This window comes from Mycobacterium sp. ZZG (assembly GCF_054786995.1).
Genome location: NZ_JBTBFV010000040.1, coordinates 1 through 18,207 on the forward strand (window position 1 = coordinate 1; position 18,207 = coordinate 18,207).

General features: G+C 68.9%; 20 protein-coding genes. 11 read left to right on the forward strand and 9 right to left on the reverse strand.

Features of this window, described 5'->3' with window-relative positions; all coding sequences use genetic code 11:
- The coding region (locus tag ACXMYJ_RS20035; RefSeq protein WP_460358656.1) for an HNH endonuclease signature motif containing protein at positions 1–1,213 on the reverse strand (1,213 nt) is incomplete at its 3' end.
- A gap of 128 nt (positions 1,214–1,341) precedes the next feature.
- Here ACXMYJ_RS20035 and ACXMYJ_RS20040 point away from each other — a divergent pair.
- The gene (locus ACXMYJ_RS20040) at positions 1,342–2,739 is read left to right on the forward strand and encodes an aminotransferase class III-fold pyridoxal phosphate-dependent enzyme (protein ID WP_460358658.1); all 1,398 of its coding nucleotides are present in this window, start codon (positions 1,342–1,344) and stop codon (positions 2,737–2,739) included.
- Here the strand turns inward: ACXMYJ_RS20040 and ACXMYJ_RS20045 are convergent.
- Complete coding sequence (locus tag ACXMYJ_RS20045; RefSeq protein ID WP_460358660.1) at positions 2,736–3,368, reverse strand: hypothetical protein; 633 nt, start codon at positions 3,366–3,368, stop codon at positions 2,736–2,738. The genes ACXMYJ_RS20040 and ACXMYJ_RS20045 overlap by 4 nt on opposite strands.
- Before the next feature lie 114 nt (positions 3,369–3,482).
- Here ACXMYJ_RS20045 and ACXMYJ_RS20050 point away from each other — a divergent pair, with 114 nt between their 5' ends.
- The 3 genes from ACXMYJ_RS20050 to ACXMYJ_RS20060 all read left to right on the forward strand — a co-directional run bounded on the left by ACXMYJ_RS20050 (position 3,483) and on the right by ACXMYJ_RS20060 (position 6,035).
- Positions 3,483–3,857 carry a hypothetical protein gene (locus tag ACXMYJ_RS20050; RefSeq protein WP_460358662.1) on the forward strand — a complete coding sequence of 125 codons (375 nt, stop codon included), beginning with the start codon at positions 3,483–3,485 and terminating at the stop codon, positions 3,855–3,857.
- A 112-nt stretch (positions 3,858–3,969) separates the two neighbouring features.
- Positions 3,970–5,259 (forward strand): metal-dependent hydrolase family protein, encoded by a 1,290-nt coding sequence (locus tag ACXMYJ_RS20055; protein ID WP_460358664.1) that lies wholly within the window; start codon positions 3,970–3,972, stop codon positions 5,257–5,259.
- A 5-nt stretch (positions 5,260–5,264) separates the two neighbouring features.
- On the forward strand, positions 5,265–6,035 hold the full coding sequence (locus tag ACXMYJ_RS20060) for an SDR family NAD(P)-dependent oxidoreductase (protein WP_443188448.1): 771 nt from the start codon (positions 5,265–5,267) through the stop codon (positions 6,033–6,035).
- Here ACXMYJ_RS20060 and ACXMYJ_RS20065 read toward each other — a convergent pair.
- Positions 6,001–7,503, reverse strand: a complete 1,503-nt coding sequence (locus ACXMYJ_RS20065; RefSeq protein ID WP_460358666.1) for a GGDEF domain-containing protein — start codon at positions 7,501–7,503, stop codon at positions 6,001–6,003. The two genes, ACXMYJ_RS20060 and ACXMYJ_RS20065, sit on opposite strands and share 35 nt — an antisense overlap.
- 83 nt (positions 7,504–7,586) lie before the next feature.
- On the opposite strand from ACXMYJ_RS20065, the gene ACXMYJ_RS20070 reads away from it, so the two are divergent.
- Genes ACXMYJ_RS20070 through ACXMYJ_RS20095 form a run of 6 tightly spaced genes read left to right on the forward strand, consistent with a single transcriptional unit; the run spans position 7,587 to position 12,439 of the window.
- The gene (locus ACXMYJ_RS20070; RefSeq protein ID WP_260755931.1) at positions 7,587–8,603 is read left to right on the forward strand and encodes a CobW family GTP-binding protein; all 1,017 of its coding nucleotides are present in this window, start codon (positions 7,587–7,589) and stop codon (positions 8,601–8,603) included.
- Positions 8,604–8,621: 18 nt separating this feature from the next.
- Complete coding sequence (locus tag ACXMYJ_RS20075; RefSeq protein ID WP_260755932.1) at positions 8,622–9,008, forward strand: DUF2237 family protein; 387 nt, start codon at positions 8,622–8,624, stop codon at positions 9,006–9,008.
- A gap of 40 nt (positions 9,009–9,048) precedes the next feature.
- Entirely contained in the window at positions 9,049–9,588 is a 540-nt protein-coding gene (locus tag ACXMYJ_RS20080; protein ID WP_460358669.1) for a DUF4333 domain-containing protein, read from the forward strand.
- 30 nt (positions 9,589–9,618) lie between these two features.
- Positions 9,619–10,266 carry an MOSC domain-containing protein gene (locus ACXMYJ_RS20085; protein WP_460358671.1) on the forward strand — a complete coding sequence of 216 codons (648 nt, stop codon included), beginning with the start codon at positions 9,619–9,621 and terminating at the stop codon, positions 10,264–10,266.
- Positions 10,267–10,313: 47 nt separating this feature from the next.
- Positions 10,314–11,534 (forward strand): mechanosensitive ion channel family protein, encoded by a 1,221-nt coding sequence (locus ACXMYJ_RS20090; protein WP_260755935.1) that lies wholly within the window; start codon positions 10,314–10,316, stop codon positions 11,532–11,534.
- Positions 11,531–12,439 (forward strand): phosphotransferase, encoded by a 909-nt coding sequence (locus ACXMYJ_RS20095; RefSeq protein ID WP_260755936.1) that lies wholly within the window; start codon positions 11,531–11,533, stop codon positions 12,437–12,439. Before ACXMYJ_RS20090 ends, ACXMYJ_RS20095 begins: the two co-directional genes overlap by 4 nt.
- Here ACXMYJ_RS20095 and ACXMYJ_RS20100 read toward each other — a convergent pair.
- From ACXMYJ_RS20100 to ACXMYJ_RS20115, 4 genes are all read right to left on the reverse strand, one after another.
- Complete coding sequence (locus ACXMYJ_RS20100) at positions 12,421–12,858, reverse strand: hypothetical protein (protein ID WP_260755937.1); 438 nt, start codon at positions 12,856–12,858, stop codon at positions 12,421–12,423. The two genes, ACXMYJ_RS20095 and ACXMYJ_RS20100, sit on opposite strands and share 19 nt — an antisense overlap.
- 80 nt (positions 12,859–12,938) lie before the next feature.
- Positions 12,939–13,655 carry an NUDIX hydrolase gene (locus ACXMYJ_RS20105; protein ID WP_260755938.1) on the reverse strand — a complete coding sequence of 239 codons (717 nt, stop codon included), beginning with the start codon at positions 13,653–13,655 and terminating at the stop codon, positions 12,939–12,941.
- Between the two features lie 65 nt (positions 13,656–13,720).
- Positions 13,721–14,974: a KasA/KasB family beta-ketoacyl-ACP synthase gene (locus ACXMYJ_RS20110; RefSeq protein WP_260755939.1), complete on the reverse strand. Its 1,254-nt coding sequence runs from the start codon at positions 14,972–14,974 to the stop codon at positions 13,721–13,723.
- 108 nt (positions 14,975–15,082) lie between these two features.
- Positions 15,083–16,072, reverse strand: coding sequence for a ferritin-like domain-containing protein (locus tag ACXMYJ_RS20115; RefSeq protein ID WP_260755940.1), 990 nt, complete (start codon positions 16,070–16,072; stop codon positions 15,083–15,085).
- Between the two features lie 228 nt (positions 16,073–16,300).
- Between ACXMYJ_RS20115 and ACXMYJ_RS20120 the strand changes: the two genes are divergently transcribed.
- Complete coding sequence (locus ACXMYJ_RS20120) at positions 16,301–17,311, forward strand: iron-containing redox enzyme family protein (protein WP_260757861.1); 1,011 nt, start codon at positions 16,301–16,303, stop codon at positions 17,309–17,311.
- On the opposite strand, the gene ACXMYJ_RS20125 is transcribed toward ACXMYJ_RS20120, so the two are convergent.
- Entirely contained in the window at positions 17,288–17,515 is a 228-nt protein-coding gene (locus tag ACXMYJ_RS20125; RefSeq protein WP_396884731.1) for a CDGSH iron-sulfur domain-containing protein, read from the reverse strand. The two genes, ACXMYJ_RS20120 and ACXMYJ_RS20125, sit on opposite strands and share 24 nt — an antisense overlap.
- Positions 17,512–18,204, reverse strand: a complete 693-nt coding sequence (locus tag ACXMYJ_RS20130) for a HemK2/MTQ2 family protein methyltransferase (protein ID WP_460358672.1) — start codon at positions 18,202–18,204, stop codon at positions 17,512–17,514. The genes ACXMYJ_RS20125 and ACXMYJ_RS20130 overlap by 4 nt, the downstream gene beginning before the upstream one ends.
- Between the last annotated feature and the right edge of the window lie 3 nt (positions 18,205–18,207).

Below are 18,207 nucleotides of genomic sequence, written 5' to 3' on the forward strand. Positions count from 1 at the left end.
CGTAGGGGTACGGCACGACGTGGTCGATGTCGCAACGCTCGGCGGGAACACCGCATCCCGGGAAGCGGCAGAACACATCGCGGGCGCGGATGAACGCGGCCAGCTTCGCCGAGGGCTGGTAGTGCGGTTCGGGATCGGGGCCAGGCAGCCACAACGGCTTGATCAACGCTCCGGAGCGGATGGCTTCTGCCAACGCCACGACCGGCAGGACCTGAGCCCCCGCAAGCAACGCCACCCCGGAATCCTTGGCGCAGGAATCCTTGGCGCAGCAATCAAGACCGGGCTCAACAGGTTCGGCCCCGGGCCGGCTCTCGGGTTCGGACTCGTCAGGTTCGGACTCGGGCTGGGGACGTTCGGATTCGACCCTGATGTTCTGCTGTTCGCGGTCCTCGGCGGCGATCACCTGCTTTGCGGCATCAACGGCCGCCTTGTCGGCGATCACGTGAATCACCACCGGCGATTTCGCCGGGCCGCTGGCGGTGCAGGCCGAAGATCCGCACCGGCACCGCAGGTGGTCTTCGCCCCGACCGATCGCGCCCATGGCATCGGAGCGCCGCTCACCGATGGAACGCGGATCCGCCTCACACAAACCGTTGACCAGTCGGGCAATCCGCGCCTTGTACACCGCGGCGTCCGGCGCCAACAACAACCCCCACAGCGACGTGACCGCGTCGGGGTCCTCATGAGCCCCGATCTGCACATCCCGCTTCTTGAGGACCTCCTTGGCGCGGCGCACCGCGTCGGGGTCGTGGCGCTCGATCACGGCGTTGATCTTGTTGACCAGTTTCTCGTCCGACAGCGGTCCCCACGTCTGGGCCTTGGCTGCCAGCGCCGCGTCAACCACGGCGATGATGTCGTCGGTGACCAGATGGGTGCGCCAGGTGATCTCCGAAATCAACCGGGCGCTCAGGCGCCCCTGCAGGTACAGGGCCGCCACCTTGGGCAGCCGGTAACGCAGCGCCGTCGCAACACACATCTGAGCCGAGGCGCGCTGCTGGCTGATCGACAAAGCGGCCCCGACCTGGCAGGCGGCGTTCTTCCACGGATCGAAGGCCCACATGCCTCGTTCGTCATCCTCATCGACCGTCAGATTCACCAACTCGGCGATCGCGGCCATCTTGCGCGCCCCGGCCCGGGCTTCCTCACGCGCAGCCTGTTCGATCGCAGCGACCAGAGCCGGCTCATCCAACCCCGCATACAATCTATCGAACATGTGTTCGATTCTACCCGTGGACTGTGACACGCCAGCGCACCAAATGCCGTCAGCCGGCGGCCCCTATCCGCGGCACGGCCGGCGACAGGCAATTGTCGCTTCTGCGCTTGGAGATCTACCGTTTCGGTGTGCTGAACGAAACGCTTGAAGAATCCGGCCTTCTCCCCAACGGACTGACCGTCGAGGCGGCGCGTGCGGAGGCCGCCCGCACGTACGAGCTCGACCGCGCCCACGTGTTCCATTCGTGGTCCGCGCAGGCCGACATCTCCCCGATGACGATCGTGGCCTCAGAGGGCTGCTACGTCTGGGACGGCGACGGCAACAAGCTTCTCGACTTCTCTTCGATGCTGGTGAACACCAACATCGGGCACCAGCACCCCAAGGTCGTCGCCGCGATCGCCGAGCAGGCCGCCAAGCTGTGCACGGTCGCACCGCAGCACGCCAACGCCGCCCGCTCCGAAGCCGCACGTCTGATCGCCGAGCGCACCCCCGGCGAGCTGAACAAGATCTTCTTCACCAACGGCGGCGCCGATGCGGTCGAACATGCGGTGCGGATGGCCCGACTGCACACCGGCCGCTACAAGGTGCTGTCCCGCTACCGCTCCTACCACGGTGGCACAGAGACCGCTATCAACCTGACCGGCGACCCCCGGCGCTGGCCCAACGATCACGGCAATGCCGGCGTTGTGCACTTCTTCGGCCCGTTCCTGTACCGGTCGCAGTTCCACGCCACCACCGAAGCCGAAGAGTCCGAACGCGCGCTCAAGCACCTGCACGACACCATCCGGATGGAGGGCCCGAGCACTATCGCGGCAATCATCCTGGAGTCGATCCCCGGCACGGCCGGCATCATGGTGCCCCCGCCCGGCTACATCGCCGGAGTGCGTGAGCTGTGCGACGAATACGGCATCGTGTTCATCGCCGACGAGGTGATGGCAGGTTTCGGCCGTAGCGGAAAGTGGTTCTCCATCAACCACTTCGATGTCACGCCCGACCTGATGACGTTCGCCAAGGGGGTCAACTCCGGTTATGTGCCGCTCGGCGGCGTCGCGATCAACCCTGCGATCGCGCAGACCTTCGCCCACCGTGCGTATCCGGGCGGCCTGACCTATTCCGGGCATCCGCTGGCGACGGCGTCCGCGGTGGCGACGATCAACGCGATGGCCGACGAGGGCATCGTCGAGAACGCGGCACGCATCGGCGCCGAGGTCATCGGGCCCGGCCTGCGCGACATCGCCGCCCGGCACCGGTGTGTGGGCGAGGTGCGCGGCGCCGGCGTGTTCTGGGCGGTCGAACTGGTCGCCGACCAGGATACCCGCGAGCCCCTGGCGCCGTACGGAAGTTCAAGTGCTGCAATGAATTCAGTAATTGGCCGGTGCAAGAAGCTCGGACTGCTGCCGTTCGCGAACTACAACCGCATCCACGTGGTGCCGCCGTGCATCATCACCGACGAACAGGCCCGGGAGGGTCTGGCGATCCTGGACCACGCGCTCGAGGTCGCCGACGAGGAGCCGGGCAACAATTAGTCGAGCTCGCCGCTGATACCGCGCTCCAGTGCGGCGCGGGCCCGCTCGGGAAGCACCAGCAACCCGTCGAGCTCGCGCCGCGCCAAGCGGTAGGCCCGCTCCCGTTCCTGTTGCGTGGCAGCCGAATCCGCCGCCACCCGCAGCAGACGCTGCGCCCGCGCCAGACGTTCCTGCTCCTCTCCGGTGAATCCGGATCGTCTGCGGCGCAACGCCTCCGCCTCGGCGATGTCGAAGGCCGTGACGTATTCCTGCACCGCGGCCAGGTATTCACGCGTCGCGTCGCGGTCGTCGACCAGATCGTCGACGTCAGCGGGCCGCAGGAAGTCGGCGCGCAGCTTCGCCCGGTGGAAGCGCTCGGTGAGAGCGTCCCGCAGATCGGTCATCATCGGACAGTCCAGCAGCCTGGACAGGTCGAGCTCGTACTCCAGCCAGCGGGTGTCGGTCCGGTCGTGCTCCTCGATCGCGCGACCTATCGCTCGGCGCTGCGCCGCCGCGGGATCCGGGGGCGGCGGCAGCTCGGCGGATTGACGTCCCCGCAGCGCGGCGACACCCCGGAACGCGGCATACACCGCCCCCAGCAGCGGCACCAGCACGAGCATCAGCTCGAGCAGCCTGATCACCAATCCCATTGAGCCAGCATGCCACCGCGCCGACCCGGGACGGGTGCGGTGGCAGGACGCGGCCGTCAGCGCGACCACAAATTGGGTGGTTTTGATTTCTTGATCCCCGGCAATCTTTCAGACATGCGAAACAAGACCTCAACACCCCGAATGATTGGTTCCTTTCTGTTCGCGGGCGCTGCGGCGACGGCCATCGCAACAGCGCCCCTGACCTTTGCGCAGCCGGCGCCGCCCCCATGCTTCAACCCGGACGGCACACCGTGCGTCGTGAACGGCACGGCAGGCCCCGACGGCGCCGCAGGTGCCATTCCCGGCGGCCCCGCCGGAGCGGCCGGTCCCGGTGGCGCCGCGGGCGCCATTCCCGGCGGCCCGAGCGGCGCAGCCGGGCCTGACGGAGCCACCGGCGCGATTCCGGGCGGCCCGTCCGGCACCGCCGGCCCCGGTGGAGCCACCGGCTGCATCCCGGGCCTTGGTTGTGCCACCATCCCCGCTCCGTGACCGCAGCGACCTGACCGGTAGCTGACACCGTCTCCTGAGAGGGCCGGGCCCGCATGGGCCCGGCCCTTTCGTACTGTGCAGCTAACGTTGCGCAGGACTCGAGGAGGTAGCCATGGTGGCCGAGGCCAGTTCGACCGGACAGCGTCTGCTGATCAAGAACGTGCGAATCTTCGACGGTCTGTCCGACCGGGTCACAAACGGCCACGTGCTGATCGTGGGACGCACCGTCGCCGCGGTGGAATCCTCGCCGATCGCTGAGACGGACGGCACCGCCGTGATCGACGGCGGCGGGCGCACCCTGATGCCCGGCATGAGCGACGCGCACATCCATCTCGTCGGAATGGCCAACACCCTGCTCGACCTGGCGATGGGATCCCAGACCCAGCTGGCCGCCTCGACACTGGCCGCGGCGAAGGACACGCTGCTGCGCGGGTTCACCACGGTGCGCGACATGGCCGGTGACACCGCAGGCATCAAGAAGGTGATCGACGCCCGGCCCGAGCTCGGTCCCCGCATCTATCCCAGCCAGGCCGCGATCTCGCAGACCGGCGGCCACGGCGACTTCGGCTTCGTCTACCAGACCCCGACGGCGCTGGGCGGCAGCGAATCCCGCGCCGAGGAGATCGGGTTCATGCGGGTCGCCGACGGCGCAGACCGGGTGCTCGCCGCGGTGCGCGAGCAGCTCAAGCTCGGCGCGTCGCAGATCAAGCTGATGGTCGGTGGCGGTGCCGCTTCCCTGTACGACCCGCTGTACACGGTCCAGTTCACGGCTCCCGAGCTCCGCGCCGCGGTGCAGGCCGCCGCGGATTACGGCACCTACGTGGCCACCCACGTCTACAACGTCACGGGGATACGCCGGGCCGTCGAAGCCGGGGTGAAATCCATCGAACACGGACACCTCGCCGACGAACCGACCATCGCGATGCTCGCCGAGCGTGGCGTCTGGCTGTCCACCCAGCCGTTCGCCGAACACGACCACAGCTTCCTCAACCCGGACAGCGCCGAAAAGAACCGCGAGATCTGCGCCGGCACCGATCAGCTGTTCGGCTGGGCCACCAAGCACGGGGTCAAGACCGCATGGGGAACCGATCTGCTGTTCGAACCCGACCGCGACGACCTGCAGAGCGCGATGGCAGTCCGGCTCGGCGAGTACATGACCACCGTCGACGCCCTCAAGATGCTCACCTCCGGCAACGCCGAACTGTTCCGGCTGGCCGGCGACCGCGACCCGTACCGGGCGGCCCGTCTGGGTGAGATCACCGTCGGCGCCTGGGCCGACGTGCTGCTCGTCGACGGAGATCCGACCACGGACCTGCGCCTGCTGGGCAATCCGCGGCAGAATCTGGCCGTCATCGTCAAGGACGGCGTGGTCGTCAAGAACCAGCTGGCTGCCCTACCGTGACGGGCGTGACCCCGAAGGTTCCGGAGACGCTGCTCGAGGGTCGATCCGTGATCGTCACCGGCGCAGCCCGCGGCGTGGGCAGGGGCATCACGTCGGCGCTGCTCGCACGTGGCGCGTCGGTGCTGGCCGTCGATCGCGACGAGCAGACGCTGCACGACACCGTGGCCGAGCTCGGCCCGCGGGTTCGACCGCTGGTCGCCGACCTCCGCGAACCGGACTGCGCGCAGCGCATCATCGGCGCCGCTGTGGACGCGTTCGGCACGGTGCACGGTCTGGTGAACAACGCGATCGCCACCAACGAGCCCAAGCCTTTCCAGGACATCACCCGCGAGGACTACGACCTGGTCTTCGACGTGGGTCCACGCGCGACATTCGAGCTGATGCAGGCGGTGTACCCGGTGCTCGTCGGCAACGGGGGCGGCAGCGTCGTCAACCTCGGGTCCGGGTCGGGCACCCTCGGGAAACCGAAGTTCGGCGCGTACGCCGGAGCCAAGGAAGCGATCCGCGGCATCTCCAAGGCCGCCGCGATGGAGTGGGCCAGAGACGGCATCCGGGTCAATGTGGTGTGCCCGTTCGCCGAATCCGACGGCATCCGGTTGTGGCGGGAGATGGCGCCCGAGGCCTACGAACGCAGCCTGCGCAGCGTGCCGATGGGCCGGCTGGGTGACGTCGGCACCGATATCGGTCCTGTGGTCTGCTTCCTGATCAGCGACGAATCGGCCTATGTCACAGCGCAAACCGTCATGGTCGACGGTGGAACCGCCGGCTTCCGTTGAACTGCGACACGCAGTAGACGCCGAGGACCTCGACCAGCGGGGCGATCCTGACCAGCTCGTGGTGTCCGTCGTGCGAGAAAAACTCGAGCAGATAGCTCTCGCGGCCGGCCGGCACGCCGACCCCCAGCACGGCGCGGTACCCGAGCCGGGCCAGCAACGCCGCCTCGGCCCGATCGGATCCGGGGACGTCCGGTCCCGCGATGAACGTGGTGCCCTCGTGAACGGCGCGGGCCGACGCGGGATACGCGGACAGCGGATAGCAGGACGGTCCCAGATCGGTGATCACCGACAACCCGGACTCTGCCCGCCGAACGCAGTCCACGCAGCGCAGCGTGCGCAGCGCGGCGCCGGGCGCGCATTCCGAGATGGCCCAGGCGGCGACCCCGGTGACCTGCTGGACCTGGACGGCGAGCAGTTCCAACGCCAGGGGCAGCGTCAGACCGGGCTGCTCCGAGAGCATGCGGACGACCGTCCCGGGCAGACTCTCGATCGGCGGTCGCGCCTCGGTGACCCGCCGATTCACCGGGGCCGGCACCGTGGTCATCGTCTCGGCGGTGCTGTAATGCGCCGGGCCCTGACGTTTGGCCTCCATCAGCGCAGCGTCGGCGGCGGCCAGAAGTGCGTTGCCGTCCCGGATCCCGGGACCGGCCGCGGCCGCACCCCAGGACACGGTCACCGCAGACGTCACCGTCGACCGGATGGCCGTCGTCGCGTCCATGGCGAAGACCTGCGCCGAGGCCATGGTGGCGTCGGGCAGCAGCACGCAGAACTCGTCCCCACCCAGCCGGGCGGCCACCGCGCCGTCGATCGTCGTGGTCAGACGCTCCAGTTCCCGGGCCACTCCGCGCAGCAGCCGATCCCCGGCAGGGTGGCCCTCCCTGTCGTTGATGCGCTTGAACCCGTCGAGGTCGCACATGAGCGCCACCGTAATCACTGTGTCCCAGTCGGTTTCGTTCATGCGCCGGTCGATGGCCCGCCGGTTGGCGATGCCGGTCAGCGGATCCTCGAACGCGTACCGCCACACTGTGGTGAGCAACTCTGAGCGGCCGATCGCCACCGCGGTGTGCGCGGCGATCGCCTGCAACAGCCGGGTGTCGTCGAGATCGAAGCGGCGCCCGCCGTCTCCGGTCGCGCTGATCTCGCCCCAGACCGAGTCGCCCACCACGACCGGAACGGCCAGACGATGCTGGTGCGGCGAACGATCCCCCACCTCGATCAGCGTGCGCAACGCCCTGCGGTCGCGTTCCCACCGGCTGATCGACACCGACGCCGCACCCAGCGCCGACGCCCCCTGTTCGGCGACGACCTCGAGCACCTCGTCGAAGTGCTCAGCCCGCGAAACGGCGTCGGAGATTCGCAACAACGCCTTGAGCGCAGGCAGACTGGCGGTCGCGTCAGCGATGCGGGTTGCCGTGTCGACGCCGCCGTCCGTCCCACCCTGCACGAAATCCCCCAATCCGCCGGCCAAAGCGGAGCGCCTGTCATGCTACTCACATCCGGGCGGTGTCGTGGCTGGTGAGGCGAGGTGAGCGACCGGTAGCCTGCCGGGCTGTGCAGCCGATACCCGTCATCGCGTTGACCGGCTACCTCGGCGCCGGCAAGACGACTCTTCTCAACCACGTGTTACGCAGCCCCGATGCGCGAATCGGGGTGATCATCAACGACTTCGGCGAACTGAACGTCGACGCTGGGCTGGTCACCGGACAGGTCGACGAACCCGCATCGATCGCCGGCGGGTGCATCTGCTGCCTGCCCGACGAGGGCGGTCTGGATGCCGCACTGGCCCGTCTGGCCGATCCCAAGCTGCGGCTGGACGCGATCATCGTCGAGGCCAGCGGCCTGGCCGATCCGGTGGCGGTGTCCCGGATCATCCGGTTCAGTGGCGTCGATGGGGTGCGGCCGGGCGGGGTCGTCGACGTCATCGACGCGGCGACGCACTTCGACACCGTCGACCGCGACCCCACTCCCCCGGCGCGCTACGCCGCGGCCACCCTCGTGGTGGTCAACAAGCTCGACCAGATCGCCGGGCACGACCGCGACGCCGCGCTGGAGCGCATCGAGCACCGGGTCCGCGCGCTCAATTCCCACGCCTACGTCGTCGGCGTCACCGCTGGACGGGTCGACCCGGCGCTGCTCTACGACGTCGCCGGGGACGCCGACCACATCGGCCAGCTCACCTTCCGCGAGTTGTGGTCCGACACCGCGACCGACACCCACCACCACACCCATGCTGATTCGGTGACGGTGACCGCAGCAGGCTGTGTGGATCCCGGGGCGGTCATCGATCTGCTCGAGGAGCCGCCGCCCGGGGTGTACCGGATCAAGGGCACGATCGCAGTGCGTTATCGGGCCTCGACGCGGCGGTACACCGTCAACGTGGTCGGGCCGTCGGTGCACGTCGCGGTCGCTCCACCGAACGCACCGGCCAACAGCCTGGTCGCGATCGGGATGCACCTCGACGCGGACGGAACGCGGGAGCAGATGCGCGCGGCGCTGACGCCGGTGGACGGGGCGGCGCCGGCACACGGTGTGCGACGTCTGCAGCGATACCGCAGGCTCAGCATCTGACTCGGCGATACTGACCCGATGGCGGATCGGAACGTTCTCGGCGCACCGTTGGAACCCTGCGGAACCGAACCCATGACCGGGTTCTACCGCGACGGGTGCTGCAGCACCGGCGACGAGGACCTGGGCCGGCACACCATCTGCGCGGTGGTGACCGCCGAGTTCCTCAGGCACCAGCGTTCGATCGGCAACGATCTGTCCACGCCGATGCCGGCGTACCGGTTCCCCGGGCTGGTGCCCGGCGACCGGTGGTGTGTGACGGCGCTGAACTGGCTGCGCGCGCACACCGACGGGTACGCCTGCCCGGTGGTGCTCGCCTCGACACACGAGCGCACCCTGGACTCGGTGCCGCTGGAGGTACTGCGGCGATACGCCGTCGACGTGCCGGACGATCCGGCCGGTTTATGACCCTTTACCTGCGCATCTGCAGTCAATATGATCTTGACCCATGTCACTGAGCCCGACCGCCCGGACCGCGTCGTCTGTTCTGCTCGCCTGCGGTGCGGCGCTGGTCGCGTCGGCGTGCCAGTTCTCGTTCGGTACCGGCGGGCTCGATTACGACAAGCTGGAGAAGGCGATCACCGACGAGCTCAACAGCAGCTACTCCTCGATCGACCAGCAGGTCTCCGGCGTCGAGTGCCCCGAACAGGAGCCGAGCCCGGGAAAGGGCGACACCTTCGACTGCACCGCCGAGGTCGGCGGACAGACCGTCCGGGTCGCGTCCACCATCACCGACGACGACTACAACGTGGACTTCAGCACCAAAGACACGCTGTACGACTTGCCAAGCACCGCAAGCGCATTGACCGATGAGCTGTCGAACCAGCTGCAGTTCCCCGTCACGGTGGACTGCGGTGAGGGGCTCAAGGCCGTCGAGATCGGAAAGACGTTCGACTGTGTCGCCACCGACCAGCAGGGCGAGGAACGGACCGTGCGGATCACCGCGGAACCGGTCGGCGAGAACGACAGCTGGGAATTGCTGGATTAAATCGCTCGCACCGCCTGGTTAGCTGTTCTCATGGCTTCGGTTCTGACAGTGAACACGGCGACCTTCCCCCTCGACCTCGGATTCCGCACATCCGGAATCGACAAGCGCCCCAGCGCTGAACCCCTGGCCGTGCGCGCCCCGGGTCCCCGCAGAGGCGGGCTCGGCAGCGGCGTCGTCGGCGACTCGGTATGCGACAGCAAGTACCACGGCGGCGACGACCAGGCGGTGTACGCCTACGCCCGCGAGCACCTCGACCGCTGGGCCGGTGAACTCGGCCGCGATCTCACCAACGGCATGTTCGGGGAGAACCTGACCACTTCCGGCGTCGACCTCACCGCGTGCCTGATCGGCGAACGCTGGGCGGTCGGCGACGACGGCCTGCTGCTGGAGGTCACCAGCCCCCGCACCCCGTGCCAGACCTTCGCCAAGTTCCTCGGCATCCGCGGCTGGATCAAGACCTTCACCGCCGCCGGGATGCCGGGTGCGTATTTCCGGGTCATCGAGCCGGGCACGGTTCGCGCCGGCGATCCCATCGAGGTTGTCCACCGGCGGGACCACACTGTGACGATCGGCACAGTGTTCCGCGCGATCATGGGCGAACGGGAGCTGCTGCCCAGCTTGGCGGCCGCGGACGCGCTGCCGGACAAGATCAAGGCGAAGGTCGCCAAGGCGGGCTGACGGCGCCCCACGTTTCACGTCAGCCACCTCGGGAAGGCTGCACAGATATGGACGACGCGATCGAATTGACCTCAGCTACTCATCTCGCCGTCAATGCCGCCTGGATGGCAGGCGCCGTCGCAGCGGGCTACGGGCTCGGCCTGGCCGTGTCGTGGGTGCTGCTGCGGCTGGGCCGTCACAACGCTGTCATGCGCGAAGTGGCTCAGCTGACCCGGATGCCGCTGCGCGCGACCCTGGTGGTCATCGCGGCCACCGTGGCCGTGCGGCGGATCAGCGACGGGCAGGCGGGCTGGCGCGGCTGGCTGGACCACACGCTGGTGATCGCGCTCATCGCGACCCTGACCTGGGTGGCGGTGAGCCTGGTCCGGGTGGTCGAACGCCAGGTGATCTCCCGCTTCGCCGGCGGTGACGAAGGATTGACCGATGCCGACCGGCATCGCCGCAAGATCAAGACGCAGGTCACCGTGCTGCGGCGGCTCGTCGTCGCCGTCGTTGTCATGCTGGGCGCGGCCGCGGCGCTGATGACGTTCCCGTCGTTCAGTGACATCGGCAAGACGCTGTTCGCGTCGGCCGGGGTGTTGACGGTGGTGGCCGGCCTCGCCGCGCAGACCTCCCTCGGTTCGGTGTTCGCCGGTATCCAGATCGCGTTCTCCGACGCCATCCGTGTCGGCGACATCGTGGTGCTGGAGGACGAGTGGGGCCGCATCGAGGAGATCACACTGACCTACGTCGTGGTGCATCTGTGGGATGAGCGGCGGCTGGTGCTGCCGTGCACATACTTCACCAGCACGCCGTTCCAGAACTGGACCCGGAACGCGACCGAACTGCTCGGCACCGTGGAGCTCGACGTGGACTTCACTGCCCCGTTCGAGGAGATGCGCGCCGAACTCGACCGCATGCTGCACGCGAACGAGAAGTGGGACGGCCGGGTCGGCGTTTTGCAGGTGACCGACGCCGTCGACGGGCTCGTCCGGGTGCGAATACTGGTCAGCGCGCCCAACGCCGGCGCGGTGTTCGACCTGCGCTGCGATATCCGCGAGGGCATGGTCGCCTGGCTGCAGCGCTCCAATCCCGGTGCGCTGCCCCGTCAGCGGCTCGAACACCACACCCAGTCCGGCCGCACGGTCGAGACCGCACCGCATGCCGCATCGCAGGCCGACTCGGGACTGTTCAGCGGCAGCGCGCACGCCGAGCGCCGCGGCCGCGCGTTCGATCACGCCGGCAACCCCCCAGAGAGCGTGCTGGCCGGGGTGCGCCACCACGAATGACGGGTGACAGAACCGGGCGCGCGGTGGCCGCCGCCGTGACCGCCGGACGCAACCTCGGACTCGATGTGCGGCACGGCGCGGTGCTCCACGATGTGTTCTCCGTGGTGGTACACCTGCAACCGGAGCCGGTGGTCGCGCGTGTCCCGGTAGTGCTGACCAGCAGCGCCCGGCCCGAACAGCAGAGCGTGCGCCAGCAGCGCGAACTCGACGTCGCCGCGTGGCTGCACGATCAGGGCGTTCCCGTGGTCCCGCCGTCGCCTCTGGTGCCCCGTCGCCCCGTGCGCCGCGACGGATTCTCGATGACATTCTGGGAGCTGGCCGATCTGGCGCCCGACCATGAGCCGTATCGCGGTGCCGGCATGTCCTACAGCGCGGCGCTGCACGCGGCCCTGGCCGGCTACCCCGGCGAGCTGCCGTTCCTGGGTCCGTTCAACGACGGGTTGCCGGAGATGCTCGAGCATCTCGGGACCGTCGACCTTCTGACCGTGGCCGAGATCGATCGGGCCCGCGACGAATTCGCCGACCTTCGGGAGATGTTGTCTGACCGCGCGGCGTTCGCGGCCGCCTTCGGTGGGATTGCGGTGCAGCCGCTACAAGGAGACGCGCCGTCGCACAACGTGATCCGGACGACGTCGGGCATCCGGTTCTCCGACTTCGAAGACGTCACCAGCGGACCAGTGGAATGGGACCTCGCGCTACTGGAGGCCGACGCCGTCGCCGAATACGACGCCGCGGCACGGCGGCGCGGGATGCGCACCAACGACCCGCAGGTACGGACGACCATGGACCGCGCGCGCCGGCTGCAGTTCATCGGCTGCCTGACCTTGATTCCCCAGTTACCGGTCCTCGCTCAGGGACTGAGCGAGGTCCTCGCGCAGTGGCGGGCTCAGGTGGGCAGCCCGTAGTCCATCGGCGGGCCGTCGGGTCCGACGGCGCCCTGGTCGGCGATCGCGGTGGCCACCGCGACCCCGTCGTGCACGACGCCGAGCACCACGACGTGGCGCTTGAGGGTGCTGGGCCGGCCGATCTGATGGGTGTCGGCGGTGATGCGGAAGGTGGTGGTCTGCCCGTCGGGGGTGCTCGTCGTCAGCGAGTCCTTCGTCACCGCGATCACCTGGCCGGCGCGGTGGATCTGCTGCGGCGCCGGTGTCGACACCGCAGGTTGCCGCGGCGTGGGCTGCGGCTGCGTCTGCGCCACCGAGGACGTCCACAGCCAGCCCGCCGCGCCCGCGGCGACCATCATCGCCGCCGTGGTGAAACGGTGCGTGACCTGGGGGTCCCGGCTCACCTGCCGGTGCCGTGCGCGGTGCTCGATCGTTGCCATGTCGAGGTGTGGTCTACCCCAACCGCGCATCCTGAAACGGATATGCGAGACCGGTGACCGTTTGCCGGCGGCGGTAGGCCCTACCGCCAGGCGAACACCGGTTGCTCGAGTTGATCGACCGGATCGTGCCGCCCCTCCAGGCACAGCCAGCGCAGCTGCAGCAGCACCGCGCCGGTGGGTGCGTGGATCAGGTCGTTGCCGAGCGGGACCTGCACCACGGGCCGGGGGCTCTCGGGAATGCTGATGAACCTCGGTGAATCCTCACGCAGGAGCTGATGCAGCCCGACGCGATAGGCCGCGACCACCTCGTCGGGGGCAGGGCGCGGATCCAGCCGGCCACCGCCCCAGAGCACGACCGGGGTGATCACGTAGCCGGAGCGGGTCGGGTAGTCGTCGAGCAGTCCCAGCACCGCGGTGTCGGGCAGCCGGACCCCGAGCTCCTCGTCGAGCTCCCGCAGTGCGGCCTGGACGACCGTCTCGCCCGGATCCACCCGCCCACCCGGCAGCGCCCATTGCGCCGAGTGTGAGGAGAGCCGAGATGCCCTGCGGCACAGGAAGAACGCCGCACCGCCGGAGACATCGACCATCCGCCCGTCGAGGTCCTCGGGCATCGGCCTGCCCGCAATCCAGTCCTCGACCGGAGCCGGATCCACCCGGTCCTCGCCGACCAGCGAATCGACGAGCACCACCGCGACGGCGGCGTGCCGCTTCGACGGATCGGTCACGGTCCGGCGGTCGTGCCCGGTCAACCGGTGCAGCACCTGATCGCGCAACCGGTCGTCGTAGGAGATCGTCACGGCTCGAGGGTAAACAGCCGCCGGTCACCAGTGGGGAGCGGCCTGAAACCCACTCCGGCCGTTGATCAGTCGCTGCCGAAGAGCAGCGCCACGTTGTGCCCGCCGAAGCCGAAGGTTCCGCTCAGCGCGCAGCCCAGCGGGGCCCGGCGAGGGGCGCCCGCGACGACGTCGAGATCGATCTCGGGGTCGATGGTCTCCAGATTCAGCGTCGGCGGGATCACCGCGTCGCGCAATGCCTGCACCGTCAGCACCGCCTCCACCGCCCCGGATGCTCCCATCGAATGACCGAGCGCCGCTTTCGGCGCCCACACCGCCGGATGGTGGCTACCGAAAACCTTGCCGAGCGCACGCGCTTCGGACAGGTCTCCGTCCCGCGTCCCCGCGGCGTGGGCGTTGACATGGTCCACCTCGTCGGCCGCGACCCCGCCGAGACGCAGGGCCCGGCTGATCGCGGACGCGGCGAGCTCGCCCTCCGGATCGGGTTCGAAGGCGTCGTGGGCGTCAGCGGTCACGCCGACACCGAGCATCCGCGCCAGCACCCGGGCGTTCCTCGCCCGCGCATGCTCCTCGGATTCGAGCAGCAGCAGCGCGCCGGCCTCGCCGAACACCATGCCGTCGCGCGAGGCGTCGAACGGTTTGCACGCCGCCTCGGGATGCTCGTTGTCGTGCGCGAGCAGCCCCTGGTTGTAGAACGCCGCGATCGGCACCGCCTCGATCCTGGACTCCACACCACCGCAGATCGCCATGTCGGCCTCCCCGAGTGTGATCAGCCGCCACGCCTCGGCCACCGCCGCCGCACCGGACGCGTCGGCGGCCATCGGGGCGATGACCCCGGCTTTGGCCTGGCGGTCCAGGCCTACGGCCGCGGCCGGGGCGTTCGGCATGTGCATCTGCACGGCCAGCGGCGACACGGCCCGCATCCCGCGGGAACGGAAGTCGTCATAGGCCGTGACCAGATCGCGGGTGCTTCCGAACGCATGGCTGATCGAGACGAGCAGGCGGCTGGTGTCGATGTCGGGCGTTCCGGCCTGGTCCCACAACCGGCGGTTGAGCACCAGAGCCATCTTCTGCATGTAGGACAGCCGGCGGATCTCGACCTTGCTCAGCTGGGGGTCGAACTCCTCGGTCAGCTGGCCACCGATCCGGACGGGCAGGTCGAACTCCTCGACGAAGGGCGCGTCGATGGTGCGGACACCGCTTCGGCCGGCGATCAGGCCGTCCCACGTCTGTTCGGCATCGGCGGCCAGGGCCGTGGTGGAGGCGACCGCAGTCACCACCACGCCCGGACGCCCGTCACGTCGGTCAAAGGGACCAGCCATCGTTCGCGTCACCCCCACTTATTCCGGTCGGAGACCTCTCACCTCACTCGAGGTTAAACGCACACGGCCGGCACGGGGTGTCCCGTGCCGGCCTGTGGCGTGGAAGCGTCAGCTGATGCCGACCACCTCCTGCGCGATGGCGGCCAGGCGGGTCTGCGCCGCGGACACCACACGCTGGCGGTTCTTGTGGGCTTCCTCGTAGGCCACGATGATGCGGATATCGGCCGGATCGGTGAGGTCCTTCACGGCGTTGGCCGCATCGTTGACGTTGAGTTCGTCGTAGCCGGCGATCGGCAGCTCCTCGGGCTCGAGGATGCCGGTCGCACCGCGCGCGGCGTGGATCAGGTCGGCGGCGTCTTCGGCGCCCTGTTCGCGGGTGATGCGCTCGGCGGCCTGCAGCGCCCCGTCGCGGGCCCCGGCGAGAGCCTTGGCGGCCACATCACCGGTCTGCGAGCCGCGCTCGACCAGGTCGGCGACCGTCGGACGCACCGAACGGATCGCTTCGGCGACACGCTCCGCGCCGCGGGTCGACCACGTGAACGGCAGGTTCGCGAGCTTGACGGCCAACCCGGCCGCTGCCTGCAGCGGCGTCCGGCGCAGCGCCGCCGGACCGCCGAGGGCGTCCTCGGCGAGCACGGTCGTCAGCCACTCCACGGTCGCAGAGTGCGCGGTGATCAGGCGTCCGGCCAACTGCTCGACGTCCTGCTCCTTCGCGGCGACGGCGAGCGCCTTGACGTAGCGCGACCGGTCCAGCAGCTGGCCTTCGAGCGCGAGGTCACCGAGCAGCGCCTCGTCGAACGGCTCGGCCTGCTCGGTCAGCGCCTTCACCGCAGCGGCGGCGCGACCCAGGAACGGTCCGATGATGTCCGGGAAACCACCCAGCTCGCGAATCGCCTTCTCGATCGCTTCGGCGCGGATCTTGGCGTTCTCAGCGTTCTGGGTCAGTTCACGCCGCACGGCGTCCGTGCGGGCCTGGGAGACCCTGGTCTCGGCGACTTGGATCTCGGTGTGGGTCAGGTCCAGCACGGTGCGTAGCTGCGCGATCAGTGTGGCCTTGATGGATTCGGTCGATTCGACATTCCTCGTCGGTGCGGCCATGTAGTTGTTCACCCCTTGTCTGAGATTGCATTGCTGCGATTTCTTCAGCGCTGTGGTGCGCTCGCTCCTCCGGTTACCCGACCGGCCGGGGTGTCATCGCGTTCTGCGCCCGATGTGAAAAACCCTGCAATACGTGTGGGTTGGCGCGCTGAACGGGTACACCTGCCCGGCTGGAGACGGCGGTCACCCGGTTTGACCGCCCTCCACGTGGGTAAATACGCCGACGTGATGCCGACGCTGGTGCAACCCCGATTGCCTGAACCCCGTGGTCCGATCTCGCTGTCAGTGCTCGAGCAGTTGGCCGAGCGCGCCCCGCTGCGTTATCTGACCCGCGTCGAGACCTCGCTGGCCGACGCCGACCCCGCCGGGCTGGACCTTCAGCTCGCGCTCTACGTCTGCTATGAGCTGCACTACCGGGGCTTCGCCGGGGTAGACGCCAACTGGGAGTGGAACGCCGGATTGCTGTATTTGCGCGGGCGCCTCGAAGAGCTGTTTCTCGAAGACGTCCGCAGGGGTGTCGGCGAGATCGAGCCCGACGTGTCGGCACTCGAAGAGCTCGACAAGCTCTGCGTGGAGCCCGTGAACGGCAGCGGCCCGTCATACCACCTGCGCGACAAGGGCACTTGGGAGCAGATGCGGGAGTACTTTGCGCATCGCTCGCTGTATCACCTCAAGGAGGGAGATCCGCACGCCTGGGCGATTCCGCGGTTGACCGGCCAGGCCAAGGCCTCGTTCGTCGCCGTCGAATTCGACGAGTTCGGCGCGGGCAAGGGTGCGCGCCTGCACCAGCAGCTGTTCGCCGACCTGATGGCCGCCGCCGGGCTGGACACCACCTACCTCGGCTACCTCGGGGACGTGCCGGCCGAAACGCTGGCCGTGGTGAACCTGATGTCGATGTTCGGCCTGCACCGGCGGCTACGGGGTTGTGCGGTAGGGCATTTCGCCGCCACCGAGGTGACGTCCCCGCCGGGATCGCGCCGCATGGTGCAGGCGCTGCAGCGGTTGGGTGCGCCGCAGGAGTGCTGGGCGTTCTACGCCGAGCACGTCGAAGCCGATGCGGTGCACGAGCAGGTGGTGCGCACCGATGTGGTCGGCGACTTGGTCGCCCGGGAGCCGGAACTCGACCGGGACGTGGTCTTTGGCATCCGCGCCTTCGACCTGGTCGAGAACCGGCTGGCCGATCACCTCATGCAGTGCTGGCGCGGCGGGCGGTCGTCACTGCGCCGCCCCCTGGACTGATTCGCAGGCCTGCTCACCGGCGCGCGCCCGGCGCCGGTGACTGGTGTCGCACAGCGGGTAGGTCTTCGATCTGCGGCATGCGCAGATCGCCACCATGAAGCGATCGGATTCCACGGTGCTTCCGTCGGGAAGCTCGATGCAGACAGGGCCTTCGACCATCACCGGTCCGCCGGGCACGACGCGGACCACCCGCGCCTCGGTCATGGCGCGTCCGCGCGGACGACGACGATGCGCTCCTGCCTGCTGCCGCGCGGCAGCAGGCCGGCCTTCATCAGCCACGGCGCACGCGCCATCATCACCGGACCAAATGGAATAAGTTGCTGCGCAATGACTTCGGCCCGCATACCCTGGGCCCGCAAGTCGCTGAGCGTGCGCTTGACGTTCGAGCATTCCGAATGCACGATCAGCATGGTGCCACCCTCGTTCAGCAGCAGAGGCGCTGCCGCACACAGTGGGTCGAGCACCATCCGGCCGTCGGGGCCGGCATCCCAGGCCCGTGACGGACCGGCCATGGCCGGGATCTCCTCGCCGTCCACGTCGGGAGCCTTCGGGACATACGGCGGATTGGCGAGCACAACGTCATAGGGGCCGAATTCCACCGCGCGTGCCCATGATCCGCGGTGCACGTCGATGTCCACCCCGGCTGCGAGCGCGTCGAAGCGGGTGCGTTGCACGGCCTTCGGACAGATGTCGAATGCCGTCACCTCGGCGGCGCCGGAAGCGGCGGCGGCGATGGCGACGACACCGCTGCCGGTGCAGAGGTCGGCGACCCGCGCTCCGGGCAACACGCCGGCCGCGACGGCGGCGTCGATCAGCAGCTGCGAATCCTCTTCCGGGGGATAGACCTCGGCTCCGAGTTCCGGTGCCTCGAATTCGGTATATGCGCTCGTCACGGA

What these genes read in the sequence shown, in the direction of transcription:
- ACXMYJ_RS20110 (WP_260755939.1), bottom strand. Translation starts at nt 14,974, where the DNA reads ATGGCTGGTCCCTTTGACCGACGTGACGGGCGTCCGGGCGTGGTGGTG.
- ACXMYJ_RS20085 (WP_460358671.1), top strand. Translation starts at nt 9,619, where the DNA reads ATGGCTTCGGTTCTGACAGTGAACACGGCGACCTTCCCCCTCGACCTC.
- ACXMYJ_RS20125 (WP_396884731.1), bottom strand. Translation starts at nt 17,515, where the DNA reads ATGACCGAGGCGCGGGTGGTCCGCGTCGTGCCCGGCGGACCGGTGATG.
- ACXMYJ_RS20075 (WP_260755932.1), top strand. Translation starts at nt 8,622, where the DNA reads ATGGCGGATCGGAACGTTCTCGGCGCACCGTTGGAACCCTGCGGAACC.
- ACXMYJ_RS20045 (WP_460358660.1), bottom strand. Translation starts at nt 3,368, where the DNA reads ATGGGATTGGTGATCAGGCTGCTCGAGCTGATGCTCGTGCTGGTGCCG.
- ACXMYJ_RS20050 (WP_460358662.1), top strand. Translation starts at nt 3,483, where the DNA reads ATGCGAAACAAGACCTCAACACCCCGAATGATTGGTTCCTTTCTGTTC.
- ACXMYJ_RS20115 (WP_260755940.1), bottom strand. Translation starts at nt 16,072, where the DNA reads ATGGCCGCACCGACGAGGAATGTCGAATCGACCGAATCCATCAAGGCC.
- ACXMYJ_RS20055 (WP_460358664.1), top strand. Translation starts at nt 3,970, where the DNA reads ATGGTGGCCGAGGCCAGTTCGACCGGACAGCGTCTGCTGATCAAGAAC.
- ACXMYJ_RS20080 (WP_460358669.1), top strand. Translation starts at nt 9,049, where the DNA reads ATGTCACTGAGCCCGACCGCCCGGACCGCGTCGTCTGTTCTGCTCGCC.
- ACXMYJ_RS20095 (WP_260755936.1), top strand. Translation starts at nt 11,531, where the DNA reads ATGACGGGTGACAGAACCGGGCGCGCGGTGGCCGCCGCCGTGACCGCC.
- ACXMYJ_RS20100 (WP_260755937.1), bottom strand. Translation starts at nt 12,858, where the DNA reads ATGGCAACGATCGAGCACCGCGCACGGCACCGGCAGGTGAGCCGGGAC.
- ACXMYJ_RS20090 (WP_260755935.1), top strand. Translation starts at nt 10,314, where the DNA reads ATGGACGACGCGATCGAATTGACCTCAGCTACTCATCTCGCCGTCAAT.
- ACXMYJ_RS20120 (WP_260757861.1), top strand. Translation starts at nt 16,301, where the DNA reads ATGCCGACGCTGGTGCAACCCCGATTGCCTGAACCCCGTGGTCCGATC.